15 protein-coding genes, 2 tRNA genes and 1 riboswitch are annotated in these 13777 nt (G+C 68.3%); of the genes, 7 read left to right on the top strand and 10 right to left on the bottom strand.

All coding sequences use genetic code 11. The features are described from left to right. Positions 1-67 precede the first annotated feature (67 nt). Positions 68-1612 (top strand): patatin-like phospholipase family protein, encoded by a 1545-nt coding sequence (locus ABD089_RS04625; RefSeq protein ID WP_343885043.1) that lies wholly within the window; start codon positions 68-70, stop codon positions 1610-1612. Positions 1613-1639: 27 nt separating this feature from the next. On the opposite strand, the gene ABD089_RS04620 is transcribed toward ABD089_RS04625, so the two are convergent. Genes ABD089_RS04620 through ABD089_RS04610 form a run of 3 tightly spaced genes read right to left on the bottom strand, consistent with a single transcriptional unit; the run spans position 1640 to position 2713 of the window. Further along, positions 1640-1903, bottom strand: a complete 264-nt coding sequence (locus ABD089_RS04620; protein WP_343885042.1) for a metal-sensitive transcriptional regulator — start codon at positions 1901-1903, stop codon at positions 1640-1642. A 20-nt stretch (positions 1904-1923) separates the two neighbouring features. Beyond that, positions 1924-2094 (bottom strand): hypothetical protein, encoded by a 171-nt coding sequence (locus tag ABD089_RS04615; protein WP_343885041.1) that lies wholly within the window; start codon positions 2092-2094, stop codon positions 1924-1926. A 40-nt stretch (positions 2095-2134) separates the two neighbouring features. After that, positions 2135-2713 (bottom strand): rhodanese-like domain-containing protein, encoded by a 579-nt coding sequence (locus ABD089_RS04610; protein ID WP_343885040.1) that lies wholly within the window; start codon positions 2711-2713, stop codon positions 2135-2137. 171 nt (positions 2714-2884) lie between these two features. On the opposite strand from ABD089_RS04610, the gene ABD089_RS04605 reads away from it, so the two are divergent. After that, positions 2885-4561, top strand: a complete 1677-nt coding sequence (locus ABD089_RS04605; protein WP_343885039.1) for an FAD-dependent oxidoreductase — start codon at positions 2885-2887, stop codon at positions 4559-4561. A gap of 57 nt (positions 4562-4618) precedes the next feature. Here the strand turns inward: ABD089_RS04605 and ABD089_RS04600 are convergent, their stop codons facing one another. Then, positions 4619-4933 (bottom strand): DMT family transporter, encoded by a 315-nt coding sequence (locus ABD089_RS04600; protein WP_343885038.1) that lies wholly within the window; start codon positions 4931-4933, stop codon positions 4619-4621. Between the two features lie 11 nt (positions 4934-4944). Next, positions 4945-5012, bottom strand: a riboswitch (guanidine-III (ykkC-III) riboswitch). 31 nt (positions 5013-5043) lie between these two features. Further along, positions 5044-5280: a hypothetical protein gene (locus ABD089_RS04595; RefSeq protein ID WP_343885037.1), complete on the bottom strand. Its 237-nt coding sequence runs from the start codon at positions 5278-5280 to the stop codon at positions 5044-5046. Positions 5281-5483: 203 nt separating this feature from the next. Here ABD089_RS04595 and ABD089_RS04590 point away from each other — a divergent pair, with 203 nt between their 5' ends. From ABD089_RS04590 to ABD089_RS04580, 3 genes are all read left to right on the top strand, one after another. Beyond that, a complete protein-coding gene (locus tag ABD089_RS04590) occupies positions 5484-6293 on the top strand; it encodes a hypothetical protein (protein WP_343885036.1) in 810 nt (269 codons plus the stop codon). Between the two features lie 118 nt (positions 6294-6411). Next, positions 6412-6485 (top strand) — tRNA-Asp (locus ABD089_RS04585). 110 nt (positions 6486-6595) lie between these two features. Then, positions 6596-6669, top strand: a tRNA-Phe gene (locus tag ABD089_RS04580). Between the two features lie 155 nt (positions 6670-6824). Here ABD089_RS04580 and ABD089_RS04575 read toward each other — a convergent pair. The 5 genes from ABD089_RS04575 to ABD089_RS04555 form a co-directional block, all read right to left on the bottom strand. Then, positions 6825-7769, bottom strand: a complete 945-nt coding sequence (locus ABD089_RS04575; protein WP_343885035.1) for an alpha/beta hydrolase — start codon at positions 7767-7769, stop codon at positions 6825-6827. A gap of 4 nt (positions 7770-7773) precedes the next feature. Further along, on the bottom strand, positions 7774-7938 hold the full coding sequence (locus ABD089_RS04570) for a hypothetical protein (protein ID WP_425560020.1): 165 nt from the start codon (positions 7936-7938) through the stop codon (positions 7774-7776). 177 nt (positions 7939-8115) lie between these two features. Next, positions 8116-9192, bottom strand: coding sequence for a phosphoribosylformylglycinamidine cyclo-ligase (purM, locus tag ABD089_RS04565; RefSeq protein ID WP_343885033.1), 1077 nt, complete (start codon positions 9190-9192; stop codon positions 8116-8118). Beyond that, positions 9189-10673, bottom strand: coding sequence for an amidophosphoribosyltransferase (purF, locus tag ABD089_RS04560; protein ID WP_343885032.1), 1485 nt, complete (start codon positions 10671-10673; stop codon positions 9189-9191). Before purF ends, purM begins: the two co-directional genes overlap by 4 nt. A gap of 9 nt (positions 10674-10682) precedes the next feature. Next, entirely contained in the window at positions 10683-11075 is a 393-nt protein-coding gene (locus ABD089_RS04555) for a DnaJ family domain-containing protein (protein ID WP_343885031.1), read from the bottom strand. A 34-nt stretch (positions 11076-11109) separates the two neighbouring features. Here ABD089_RS04555 and lysA point away from each other — a divergent pair, with 34 nt between their 5' ends. Both lysA and ABD089_RS04545 read left to right on the top strand, forming a co-directional pair. After that, positions 11110-12402 (top strand): diaminopimelate decarboxylase, encoded by a 1293-nt coding sequence (gene lysA, locus ABD089_RS04550; protein WP_343885383.1) that lies wholly within the window; start codon positions 11110-11112, stop codon positions 12400-12402. 40 nt (positions 12403-12442) lie between these two features. Then, the gene (locus ABD089_RS04545) at positions 12443-13672 is read left to right on the top strand and encodes a PQQ-dependent sugar dehydrogenase (RefSeq protein WP_343885030.1); all 1230 of its coding nucleotides are present in this window, start codon (positions 12443-12445) and stop codon (positions 13670-13672) included. The last annotated feature ends 105 nt before the right edge of the window (positions 13673-13777 follow it).

The following is a 13777-nucleotide window of genomic DNA, read 5'->3' as shown; positions in this document are numbered from 1 at the left end:
CCCAGGCGCCCCACCGGGCAGCGAGGAACCGACGGTGACGCCCTGCGAAGCTCGCTAGTCTGGCGTCATGGCACGTCGCCCATGGCTGGGGCTCCCCCTGACCTCTCTGCTGAGCCCGCGCGAGGAGCGCGAAGGACTGGTCCTGTCCGGGGGTGGGTCGAAGGCCAGCTTCCAGATCGGCGCCCTGCGCTACCTCTACGAGCGCGCCGGCATCGCGCCGACCGTCGTGGTCGGAACATCGGCCGGCAGCATCATCGCCGCGATGATCGCCCAGTCGTCCGACCCCGCCGAGCAGGCCGCATCGATCCGCGAACTCGAGCGGCTCTGGTTCGAGATGGAAGAGCAGAGCGACATGTTCACCGAGCGCGCGTGGTTCCGGCGCTTCCGCGCCCGCAGCCCCGAGTTGATGGCCCTGCTGCAACGCGATCACGCCGAACAGACAGCGTCCCCGCGGCCGGCATGGCGGGCAGGGGCGAGCCTCCCGCGCATCCAGCTCCCCTTCACCAGGGGATCCGCGCTGGATCTGGAGGACCAACCCCAGCACGACCCATCAGGACCGGGATCCCCGAACACCCAGGACGCTCGTCCCCTCAGCCCACAGCTCGAGACCCTGGCCCTGGCCACCAACGACCCCGATGTCGCGCCGGCCGAGCTCTCACCAGCCATGGTGTTGTCGGTGCTCTCGGGCCTGAGCCGGATGCGCGGTGTGGGCACCGACCTGGGACTGATCCTGTCCGGCGCCGAGAAGACGCGTTCGATGTACGTCCCTGGGCCCCTGCTGCAGCGACTCCTGGGCAGCGGCGTCTTCGACGCGACCAAGATCGGCGAGTCAGGTCTCACCGTCCGCATCGCCGTCACCGCGCTCGAGAGTGGCGAACTGCGCTTCCTGCGTGAAGACGGGATGCTGGTCGACCGAGAGGATGTCCCGATCGGCGGCACCGCACAGGAGCTCACCCGCGGGGTGCTCGCATCCTGCTCGATCCCGGCAGTCTTCGTCCCGGTTGCCCTCGACGACGAGACCTATGTGGACGGCGGGGTCCGCGAGAACCTGCCCGCCGAGATGGCGATCGGACACCTGGGCTGCACCACCACCTGGGTGGTCACGTCCAATGCCCCCGGCGCGAAGTCCCAGCCCAGCTACGCCGAGCGGGACATGATCTCGGTGATGATGCGCGCCACCGAGATCATGAGCGACGAGACCGAACGCGACGAGGTCGCCTATGCCAGAAGCGCCGGCGCGAAGGTGATAGAGCCGGAGATCGGGGTACACGACGCTCTCACGATCGACCCCGGCCTGATCCGGATCAACCGCGACTACGGCTGGATGCGCGCCGCCGAAGCCCACCTCCAACTCGACGCCGTCGAGCAGGGGCTGACCAGGAGCGTCATCCAGTTGCGCTGCCAGGCCTGGGAACTGGAGTGCAGCGTCCTGGACCCGGACGAGGACACCGACGGAACCGACCTTGCCCGGCTCACCCGGATGAAGTTCGAGCTGCGTGACCAGGTCAAGCAGCTGCGCCCGGAGATCCGTCCCGAAGACGCGGAACGCTGGTGGATCGACTGGGAGGCGCACACGCCGCCCGCCACCATGCCCCCGCCCTGGCTGCACTGATCCTGCCAGCTGGGCTGGCTGGCCGTCTCACGCCAGCGACAGGAAGAGCTTCTCCATTGCCGCCAGATCCTCGTCCCGGTTGGGATTGTCGCCGTTGATGCACTCCTGCAGCCCGGTCGATATCAGCGCGAAACCGGCCCGGTCGATCGCCTTGGAACAGGCGGAGAGCTGGGTGACGATGTCACGGCACTCCCGCCCCTCCTCGATCATCCGGATCACGGCCGCCAGCTGGCCCTGGGCGCGGCGCAACCGCTTGATGACCGGGTCCAGCTCCTCGGGATCCAACTGCATGGGGGGCTCCACTTCGTTCGTCAGCCGAACAGACGCCCAAACAGGCTCTTGCCCGCCGGCTTGTCGACGCCCTCGTGGCGACCGTCGCACCACTGGCTAGCCGGAACAGTACGCTTCACCTGGTCAATGTGCTGGCCGCAGCCAGCCCAGGTGGTCTTGCCGCAGGTCTTGCACGTGACGGGACGACACATTTCGTTTCTCCTTGGTGGTTGGTGTAACGGGTTGACCGCGTCAGTTGACGCGGTCGAGTTCGGACGTGATCTTGGAGACGCTGGGCTGTGAGAGCCCGCGGTTCCATGGCATCTTCTGCAGCACCTTGGCCATCCCGCAGGTGTCGGTGACACCGGCGAACACCAGGCCGGCACCGACGCCGCCGGCGACGAAGCGGGACTTCGGGGCGACAATGCTGGCCAGCACGGACGCCAGGACGATGCCGCCAGCGGTCGCGCGCACCTGGCGCTCCACCGACCAGACGCCCTCGCCGGGACCCTGGACCGGCAGCCCGGCCTCACGCCAGGCGGTCATCCCACCGGTGAGCACGTGGCCGCGGCCCCCGAGGGAACCAGCCATCATCCGCGCAGCCTCGTGGGAGCGGCCGTCGGTGAGACATACGAACAGCACCTCGCCGTCCAGGTGTTCGGCGATCTCGTCGGCGTGCTGGCTGATGACGTCCAACGGCGCGTTCACGGCACCGGCGATGTGGTGTCCGGCGAACTCGACCGGAGTGCGGACGTCGAGCACCGTCGGCGCATCGGCCTCTTGCAACCAGCCGGTGATCTCTGTGACCGAGAGGTCCTGGGCTCGTCTCATGGGTCCTTCTCCTTCTTGGGGTGGGTTCGTCGGGTCGGGTCGGGCTGGAATCGGGGAGGCGGACCACCTCGCGCTGGGCTTCCCCGACCCGTTCCGAGCTCTACCCATCGAGATTCTAGATACCCCTGGGGGTATTTGCAAAATACCCCCAAGGGTATCTAGGATCGACCCATGAGCACCGACACCACCTCCGGCCGCGACGAGGCCACCAAGCGCTATGTCATCGTCGGCGGCGTCGCCGGCGGCATGTCCACCGCCACCCGCCTGCGTCGTCTCGACGAGAACGCCGAGATCACCGTCATCGAGCGCAGTGGCTATGTCTCCTTCGCCAACTGCGGCCTGCCCTACTACGTCGGCGGCGTGATCGAACAACGCTCAGCCCTGTTGCTGCAGACCCCTGAGTCGTTGGCCGCCCGCTTCGGCATCACCGTGCTGGTCAACACCGAGGTCGTCAGCGTCAACACCACCGCCCGCGAGGTCACCACCCGCAGCACCATGTCAGATGAGACCAGCACCCTGGCCTACGACGAACTCGTGCTCTCCCCGGGCGCGCGCCCCATCACGCCGCAACTGCCTGGCATCGAGCGCGCCCTTGCCCTGCGCGACGTCGAGGACACCGACGCGATGGCAGCCGCCGTCGCCGGCGCCCAGACCGCCGTGGTGATCGGTGGCGGCTTCATCGGCGTGGAGGTTGCCGAGAACCTCGTGCACCGCGGCATGCAGGTCAGCCTGGTCGAGGCGACCGCCCAGGTGATGGCGCCGCTCGACCCCGAGATGGCCACCCCCGTGCACCAGCGACTGCGTGACTGTGGCGTCGACCTGCGCCTCGGCGTATCGGTCACCGCGATCGGGGACCAGGTCGTGAACCTGTCCGACGGGAGCACCCTGCCGGGCGAGGTGGTGGTCGCAGCCATCGGCGTGCGCCCCGACACGACGCTGGCCCGGATGGCCGGCCTGACCATCGGACCCCGCGGCGGCATCGCTGTGGACGAGAAGATGACCACCAGCGACCCGCACGTGCACGCCATCGGCGACGCGGTCGAGAAGGTCGACGGTCTCTCCCACGAGACGACGCTGGTGCCGCTCGCCAACACTGCCAACCGTCAGGGGCGCGTGCTGGCCGACATCCTGTCCGGGCTCCCGGGGGCCGATCGTCCCGTGCTCGGGACCGCGATCGTGGGCGTCTTCGGCCTGCAGGTCGCCAGCACCGGCTGGAACGAGAAGCGTCTGGTCGCCGCCGGACGCCCCTACCGCGCACTCCACACCCACCCCGCCTCGCACGCCGGTTACTACCCCGGCGCCGCCCAGCTGGCGCTCAAGCTGCTGGTCGACCCGGAGACGGACGAGATCCTCGGCGCCCAGGGCATCGGGGACGACGGCGTTGACAAGCGCATCGACGTGATCGCCACCGCCATCGCGGGCGGGCTGACCGCGTCCGACCTGGCCGACCTTGAACTCGCCTACGCGCCCGCGTTCGGTTCGGCGAAGGATCCGGTGAACATGCTCGGCTATGTCGACCAGAACACCGCCCAGGGCATCACGGACACCGTCCAGTGGCACGAGGTCGGCGAGCTGATGGAGGGCGGGGTGCACCTGATCGACGTCCGCACCCCTGCCGAGGTCGCCAATGGCGCCATCCCCGGCGCGATCAACATCCCAGTGGACGAGCTGAGGGACCGTCTGGACGAACTGCCCGAGGGCGACCTCGTGGTCAGCTGCGCCGTCGGCATCCGCGGGCACATCGCCGCGCGGATGCTGACCCAGAAGGGCCGCAACGCCAAGAACCTGGACGGCGGCTACCGCACCTGGTCTGCTGGCATGGCGTCCCGTCAGAACGCAGCCAGCTGACGCGTTGGCAGGTCATGGGGCGGCAGGCTCGCGGGTGACAGGCCTGCGGGTGATAGGTCAGTGGGTGAGCTTCAGCCCGATCACGCCACCCACGATCATCAGCAGGAAGATGATCTTCGCGATGGTCACCGGTTCGTTGCCGGTGGCCATCGCGTACGCCACCGTCAGGACGGCGCCGATGCCCACCCACACGGCGTAGGCGGTGCCGACCGGAAGTGCCTTCAGCGACCAGGCCAGGCCGACCATGCTGAGCGTGGTGGCGACCAGGAAGACGATGCTGGGCCCCAGCTTGGAGAAGCCTTCAGAACGTCCCAGCGCTGTGGCCCAGACGGCCTCCATCGCACCGGAGAGCACGAGCACGATCCATGACACGACGAACTCCTCGTGGGCCGTCTTGTCGCGGTCCGGGTACGGCACCCCTCGTCCGGCGGACGCTGGGCCAGCGTCCTTCGGGCAAGTCTAGGCGGGCGGGCTCGCGGTAATCAGTCGCGCACGCGCACCGCTGCGGGATCCCGGCGGGTCCAGGTGACCCAACCGGTGAGGGCGGCGAGCAGCCAGACGGCGCCGGTCAGCAACAGCACCATGCTCAGCGTCAGTCCGCCCCACCACAGGCCCGGGTAGGCAGTGCGCGTCAGCGCGTAGTAGGACAGGCCAAGGATGGCCATGCCCAGGATGATCCACAGCCCGCCGATCGCGGCCGGCACTCCCCTCGTCCTCATGCCGACCATTGTCCACCCCAGCTTCTGTGTCGACCAGCCCCCTCTCCGCCTTCGCGACTGCCAGCACCCTGCCGAATCGAGCTACGGGTTTTGGTTCCCGTGGACCGAAACACACGCGACGCTCGATCCCTTGTCCCTGAGCCCTCTCTGGGGAAGGGGCCGCTGCGGTGGCCCTCACCCTTGACGGGTGGTTAGCTGTTTGGGTGAGCCCACGCCCTGCACCGACCCGCAGCGACGCCACGGCGGTCAAGTTCCTCAATGCCGCCGCTTCGTTGATCGACGCCGCACTGTCCACCTCCGAGGAGAACGTCCCACCGAGACTGCGCCAGATCCACTTCCCGGCGGCCCTGGACTGGGTGCGCACCGAGGACGTGCTGCGGATGACCGCCGGCGGAAACGGCGAGGGTGAGTCGCGCAAGGCCTTCCGGAACCGCTGGGCGAGCAAGGAGGAGTTCGTCCGCGACGCCATCGTGCACGCAATGCTCTACCGCGATCGCGAAGGCGTCTCCACCGCCCAGACTCGCGCACGGCTGTTCGAGATCGCCGCCGACTCCCCCTCACCCACCGACTTCGTGACGACGCTGACCCGCGAGGCGGAGAAGGAGCTGCTGGGCAACCCGCGCAGCTGGCTGCTGGCCCACGTCGCACCGCTGCTCGGGCGCCACCCCGACCTGCACGCACCACTGCGCGACATGATGCGCGGGGACGCCGACTACTGGCTCGTCTTCTATTCCGACGTGCTGACCGCTTCGGGTTTCAGCCTGCGCGCCCCATGGACCCCTGAGCGCGCCACCTGGGCGATGCAGGCCCTGCTGGACGGCGTGATCCTGCGCCACCGGGTGGACCCCGAACGAATGGCGGACGAGAAGTGGTGCGCGGGCAACATGTTCGCCGACACGGTGCTGGCCTTCTGCGCCGGGATCATGGACGCCGAACGCTCCGGCGAGAGCGTCAAGGACTGGATCGACCGCCAGCTCGGCGTCCCCAGCCCCATCCGAAGCGCCGAGCAGTGAAATGCCTAGTCAGATCGGGTGCGACACTCGATGTGACATCGCCGCCGTTGTCACGCTATTATTTCCGAGCTGCCTGAAACGGGCAGCCGGACGGAGCCGAAAGGCTCTTGGGCCGCAAGGCCCCGTAGCGCAGTTGGTTAGCGCGCCGCCCTGTCACGGCGGAGGTCGCGGGTTCGAGTCCCGTCGGGGTCGCGAAAGCGGTGGTGTTCGCATCACCGCTTTTGTGTTGCAACACATTGTGGTCAAACGCAGTGTGACGCCGCACGTGTTGGAGTGCCACTTCCACTGGTCTCCAGCGCTTTGGCCAGGTAGCTCAGCTGGTAGCAGCGTTCGCCTGAAAAGTGAAAGGTCACCGGTTCGATCCCGGTCCTGGCCACAGAATCGAGCTCGCCCCCTTCGCCGGGGCGGGCTCGTTCTGCTTCCCCCTCCGACGGGCTCGGGTCTCGGGGCCAGGTCGCACCGCGACCGTGGCTGGATCGATCGGGGCCGCGCTTCGGTCGCTCGGCAAGCGTGACCGGGGATCGCTCGGGATCAGGCGTAGGCGCCAATCCAACGCTCCAGCCCTGCGAAGACGCGGGCGCGAACCTCAGGCGCGCTGAGTGTGAGGTCATGGATGCCGTCCGTGATACGCACCACCGTCACGCAGGAACCCAGGCGCACCGCACGGGCGGCCATCTTGTCGACGTCCAGCACGATGTCGACGGTGCGCAGCGCCTCGTCCCAGTCCCGGCGGAAGTCGCTGCGGGCACTCGCCATCACCAGCACCGGCACCTCGATACCCAGCCCGGCCTTGACCTTCGCGTGGCCAGCCAGGATCGCCGCGAGCCAGGCGGCACGCGGGCTGAAGTCGGTGGCGTTCTTCCACTCCGGCTCCATCGTCCACTCACCATCCTGGGCGACGTCGAGCGTGCGAACGTAGAAGCCATTGTTGGGCAGCGGGAGCAGCGAGGTGGGCCGCGACGACGCCCACCGCTGCAGGACGCTTCTGGTGGCCGCGTGCATCAGCATGGAACCGCCCAAGTCGATCCACGGGGAGTTCAGCACCAGCGCCTTCACCCGACCGGGGCGTTCGGCAACCCACAAGGAGGCGACCAGACCGCCAGTGGAGTGTCCCATCAGGACGACCTCGTCATGATGGGCCGCAACGATCTCCATCGCAGCGTCCAGCTCGGCGAAGTAATCGCTCAGGTCGGAGATGAAGCCCTTGTACTGCCCCGGAGCCAAGGATCGTCCGTAACGACGTAGCTCGATTGCGTAGAAGTCGCGATCGAGCCCGTCGAAGAAGTCACCGACATGGGGGTGGAAGAAGTAGTCATTCCAGCCATGCAGATACACGACCGCTCCCGGCCGAGAAGGGGCATCGCGCCTCAACAGCGTGCCGACCAGTGGTGCGTCGTCGGGTTCACCCGCAGCGGGCTCTGCGCCGTCCAGAGGGAGAGTGGTGTTCTCGTAACCCGACAGGAGCCGGTCAGGCACCCACTCAGGCTCGGCGTTCGTCCTCATCATCGTCGTCGAAGTTGTCTTCGACGTCCTCGCTGTATGCCTCGGCGAGATCGGCGTACTGGTCGGGAATCTCCTCCACCCGCTCCACGTAACCGCCGGGCCCCCGAAGCTCACGCTCAAGTGACGAGAAATCGGTGCTCACGGGACGGTACTTCAATTCCCGTGCCACCTTGGTCTGCTTCGCCTTCTGCCGGCCGCGCCCCATATCGGGTCGACCCCCTCGCTCTGTCCCTCGCGGCATTGCCGCGGCAAATGTGATCAAACTGTCGTGGGAGACAGGCTACCGGTTACCCGAGCGCCGCTCAAAGCGAGGAACCGTTCAGGCGCGCGGGTGTTCGCCGACCATGGTGACCCGCGCGTGCTCAGCCGTTGAATCACCGACCTGGCCCGCCAGCCAGGACTCGACGCCACGGGCAGAGAGCACCTGCTGGGCTGCCTCGACGGAGTCCTCCGGAAGGATCGCCACCATGCCCACGCCCTGGTTCAGCGTCGCCTCAATGTCGGCCTGGGAGACCTGCCCGACCTGCTGCACCAGCTGGAATATGGCGGGCGGGGTCCACGTGGACCGGTCGATGGTGACGCCGAGGTGGTCGGGAACCACGCGGGCCAGGTTGTTCGCCAGGCCGCCGCCGGTGATGTGGCTCATGGCGTGGATGCCCGCAGCGTGCTTGGTGGCGGCGATCATCTCCAGCACGTCCTTGGCGTAGACGTGCGTGGGGACGAGCAGTTCCTCGCCCAACGTGCGTCCGAGCTCGTCAACGTGGCCCTCCAGCGACATCTTGGCCTGGTGCAGCAGCACGTGGCGCACCAGGGAGTAGCCATTGGAGTGCATGCCGGAGCTGGCCATCGCGAGCACCACGTCACCGGCCTCGATCCGCTCGGCGCCCAGGATCTCGTCCCGCTCGACGACGCCGGTGGTGGCGCCGGCGATGTCGTACTCGTCCGACTCCAGAAGGCCCGGGTGCTCCGCGGTCTCTCCGCCCAGCAGCGCGCAGCCGGCAGTCTCACATGCCGCCGCGATCCCCTTGACGATGGCGGCGATGCGCTCGGGGACGACCCTGCCGCAGGCGATGTAGTCAGTGACGAACAGCGGTTCGGCGCCGGAGACGACCAGGTCGTCGACCAGCATGCCGAGCAGGTCGAAGCCGATGGTGTCGTGGACGTCCATCGCCTGCGCGATGGCAACCTTGGTGCCGACGCCGTCGGTGGAGGTGGCCAGCACGGGGTGGCGGTAGCTCTTGAAGGCCGACGCGTCGAAGAAGCCGGCGAAACCACCCAGGCCTCCGAGCACCTCGGGGCGACGGGTCCGGGCGACGTGGGCCTTCATCAGCTCGACGGCGCGGTCTCCGGCCTCGATGTCGACCCCGGCCTGTGCGTAGGCGGACTGGCTCATCACTTCCCCTTCTTCTGCACGGATGTGCTCTTCAACTCTGCCAGCGGTAGATCCTTCTTGCCGACCGGGTACACGCCGTCGAAGCAGGCGCGGCACAGGTCGTTCTTCGGCACGTGGGTGGCCTTGATCAGCCCGTCCAGGCTGATGTGGCCGAGCGAGTCAGCCCCGATGGCCTTCGCGATCTCGGGAATGGACATGTTCGGCGCGATCAGCTCGTCGCGGGTGGCGAAGTCGATGCCGTAGAAGCACGGCCACTCCACCGGCGGGGCGGAGATGCGCACGTGCACCTCCTTCGCGCCGGCCTGGCGCAGCATTGCCACGACCTGGCGCTGGGTGTTGCCGCGCACGATCGAGTCGTCCACGACGACGATCCGCTTGCCACCGACCACGCTGGGCAGCGGGTTCAGTTTCATCCGGATGCCCATCTGCCGCATCCCATTGGACGGCTGGATGAAGGTGCGACCGACGTAGGCATTGCGCACCAGGCCCTGGCCGTAGGGGATCTGGGACCCGGCGGCGAAACCGATCGCGGCCGGGATGCCCGACTCCGGCGTCGGGATCACCAGGTCGGCGTCGATCGGGCACTCCTTGGCCAGCAGCTTGCCGATCTTGACGCGGACGTTGTGGATCCGGCGCTCGTTGAGCACCGTGTCGGGACGGGAGAGATAGACGTACTCGAACAGGCAATGCTTCGGCTTCGCCTTGGCGAAGCGTCGGCTGCGGATGCCGTTGCCGTCCAGGACGACCAGTTCGCCGGGCTCGACGTCGCGGACGAAGGTGGCACCGACGATGTCCAGCGCCGCGGTCTCCGAGGCGACCACCCAGCCGCCCCCGGGCAGCTGCCCGATCGCCAGCGGACGGATGCCCTGCGCGTCGCGGGCGGCGTACAGCGTCCGCTCGTCCATGAAGGTCAGGCAGAACGCGCCTCGCAGCAGGGGCAGGGTCTGCATCGCCGCGGCCTCGAGCCCCAGGTCAGGGTCGGAGGCCAACAGGGCGGTGAGGATGGCGGTGTCGGAGGAGGAGTCCATCCGCGCCTTGTGCGGCACCTTCTCGTCCGGCATCCGCTCGGCGAGCAGCACCTCGAGCTCGTCGGTGTTGGTCAGGTTGCCGTTGTGACACAGTGCCAGACCGCCGCCCTGGAAGGGACGGAAGGTGGGCTGGGCATTGCCCCAGGTGCTGGCACCGGTGGTCGAGTAGCGGGTGTGGCCGACCGCGACGTCGCCCTTGAGGGCCGTCAGCGTCGCCTCGTCGAAGACCTGGCTGACCAGACCCATGTCCTTGAAGACCATGATCCGGTTGCCGTCACTCACGGCGATGCCGGCCGATTCCTGGCCGCGGTGCTGCAGGGCGAACAGGCCGAAGTAGGTGAGCTTGCTCGCCTCCTCCCCGGGGGCCCAGACACCGAACACACCGCAGTGGTCCTGGGGGCGCGGGTCGTCAGGGTCGAGTTCGTGGGTCAGCAGACCATCGGGTCGAAGCGGCACCGGGTCAGCCTATCGTTCTCGACGCGATCGCCAGAGCGCGAGCGTTTCCTCGACGTCCAACTGACCGGTGATGATCGCCGGGCCCTGCCAGCGGGTGATGTTCGACTCCTTGATCCGGGCGTTGAGGTCCTCGACGATCGCGCGGGCGGTCTCCTCGCTGCGCACCTCGTCCAGGGTGGTGAGAATGTCCTGCTTCTCGCGCCGCACGGCCAAGGGCCCCGGCAACACCGCGGTGAGGCCCTCGTCGCGCAGTTTCCGGTTGGCCCACCAATCGGTGTCCTCGGGTCGGCCGAGGTCGGGCAGCGGCTTGCCCCGGGCGGCGTCGAACTCGCCACGTTCCGTGGCCTCTCGCACCTGTCGGTCGATCCAGTTCTCGAAGACCGGACGCTGGTACTCCCCCATGTCACCCAGACTAGGACGACTAATCTTGCGCACCATGTGCGCCAATGCCCTCACCGAGACCGACCCCGTCGACCTGTCGCTGCTGCCGGCCAGCGCGAAGGTGGTCGACGGCCGGATCAGCGTCGGCGGGTGCGACCTGCTGGAGGTGGCCGAGGAGTTCGGCACGCCGCTGTTCGTCTACGACGCCGCTGAGCTGCGCAACCACTTCACCGAGGCGGTCGAGCACTTCGGGCCAGGCGTCGCCTACGCGACCAAGGCCTTCCTGACCCCGGGCTTGGCCAAGCTGGCGTCCGAGACCGGGATCAGCTTCGACGTCTCCACCGGCGGTGAGTACGAGTGCGTCCGCCGTGCCGGCGTCGATGCCTCCCGCCTGGTGATGCACGGCAACAACAAGCAGCCCGACGAACTGCGCCGCGCCGTGGTCGAGGGCGTGCAGTGGATCGTCGTCGACAACTTCGACGAGCTGGACCGGCTCGAGACCCTCGCCGCCGAACTCGGCCAAGGCGTCGACCTGTTGGTGCGCATCAACCCGGGCATCGAGGTGCACACCCACGAGTTCATCTCCACCGGCAACCGTGACTCCAAGTTCGGTTTCCCGACCTGGACCGACGACGCAGCCCGCGCCATTGAGCGGATCCGCGACCACGAACTGCTGCGCTTCAAAGGCATCCACCTGCACATCGGCTCCTTCGTGCTGCAGATCGAGAACTTCATCGAGGCCTTGGACACGGTGGCGCCAATGGTGCGCCAGTACTCCCCCGAGGTGCTGATCGTCGGCGGCGGCCTGGGCGTGCGCTACCTGAACGAGGACGAGTGCCCGAGCTTCGCCGACTGGGCGCAGGCCATCCTGGCCTGGGGCCGCGAGACCCTGCCCGGCGTCACGCTGCTGGCCGAGCCCGGACGCTCGATGGTCGCCCAGGCCGGCCTGACGTTGTACACGCTGGGTTCGCTGCAGACGAAGGGAGATCGCACCTTTGCCGCGGTTGACGGCGGCATGAGCGACAACCCGCGTCCGATGCTCTACGACTCCGGTTATGAGGCCTTCAGCGTGAACGACCCGCAGGCCGCGCGTCCCGTCGCGGCGCAGGTGGTCGGCCGGCACTGCGAGAGCGGCGACATCGTCGTCCCGCGCGCCTTCCTGCCGGAGTCGCTGAAGGTGGGGGACGTGGTGTGCACGCCGGTCACTGGCGCCTACGGCTACACGATGGCCAGCAACTACAACATGGTCGCCCGGCCCGCGGTGGTCTTCGTCGAGGACGGCACGGCGACGCTGATGACCCGCCGGGAGACCTACGACGACCTGTTCGCCCGCGAGGTTGGTTTCTGAGCCAGCGGCCCTGCGCTGGCCTGCCGGGTTAGCGTGGTGCATGGACATCACCCGACGCACCCTGATCGGTTCCGGCGCGCTCGCCGTGCTGGCTGCCTGCAGCGAGTCCGGTGGCAGCACGACGCGAGACTCAACGACCAGGTCATCCATCCCGTCCGCCAGCCCGACTGTTGCGGGTTCCGCCACGTCCGCGACGGTTGGCTCGGCTACGGCGACCCCAACCGCCACCTCCACCGCGATCCCGAAGCTCTCGGTCGAGACGGCCGCCTCCGGTCTGGAGTACCCCTGGGACCTCGTCTTCGTCGACGACGCCGTCGTCTTCACCCAGCGGACCGGGGTGCTGTCGGTGCTGCGCGACGGGAAGGTCGCCACGATCACGGCCGATCTGGACGACGTCCAGGTGAGCGGCGAGGGGGGCCTGCTCGGGCTGGAACTCTCCCCCGACTTTGCCTCCGACCGACGCATCATCGCCTGTTTCAACACCACCGCTGGCGACATCAAGGTGGTGCCGCTCACACTGTCGGACGACCTGATGAGCGCCACCCGCCTCCGCCCCCTCCTGACCGGCATTCCCGAGAACCCCAGCGGGCAGCACAGCGGCTGTCGTCCGCGCATCGGCAGCGACGGACTGCTGTACATCGGCACCGGGGACACCGCCAGCGGAACCCACCCGCAGGACCTGGACTCGCTGGGCGGCAAGGTGTTGCGCCTGGGCGCCGACGGGTCGGTTCCCGCGAGCAACCCCTGGGCGGCGGGGCCCGGCAGCCGCCGCTTCGTCTGGAGCCGTGGCCACCGAAATGTGCAGGGGCTGGCCGTGCAGCCGGGGACGGGGCGGATGTTCTCCGTCGAGCACGGAACCAGCGTGGACGACGAGGTGAACCTGTTGGCCAAGGGTGCGAACTTCGGCTGGAACCCGGTCGTGAACGGCTCCTACAACCAGGACGTTGCGATGACAGACACCAGCATCGACGGGGTGCGTGCGGCCGTCTGGAGTTCCGGAGACCCCACCATCGCCACCTCGGGTGCCGACTTCGCCACGGGTGCCGAGTGGGGCGGCTACGCCGGACGGCTGATGGTGGCCTGCTTGAAGGGCCAGCGCCTGTTGGCGATGCAGGTGCGCGGCAACGGCACGATCGGGGACGTCCATGAGGTGCCCGAGCTGGCTGGCTTCGGCCGGCTCCGCACGGCGCGACTCGACCCCGACGGTGCCCTGTGGGTGACCACCTCGAACGGCGGGGACGACAAGCTGCTGCGGGTGACGCCTGCCTGAGCCCGCAATCCGGGCCAGAGACGGACGACGAGGGGCGCCGGGCCCCATCCGGACCCTTCACCCCTCGTCTGCCGTGTCTGATCAGCCGGTGCACTGGCCACCGCT

The organism is Luteococcus sanguinis, assembly GCF_039527675.1.
Lineage (GTDB): Bacteria > Actinomycetota > Actinomycetes > Propionibacteriales > Propionibacteriaceae > Luteococcus > Luteococcus sanguinis.
The sequence above is the reverse complement of the archived record's forward strand: the minus strand, read 5'-3'. Positions and strand labels throughout refer to the sequence as shown.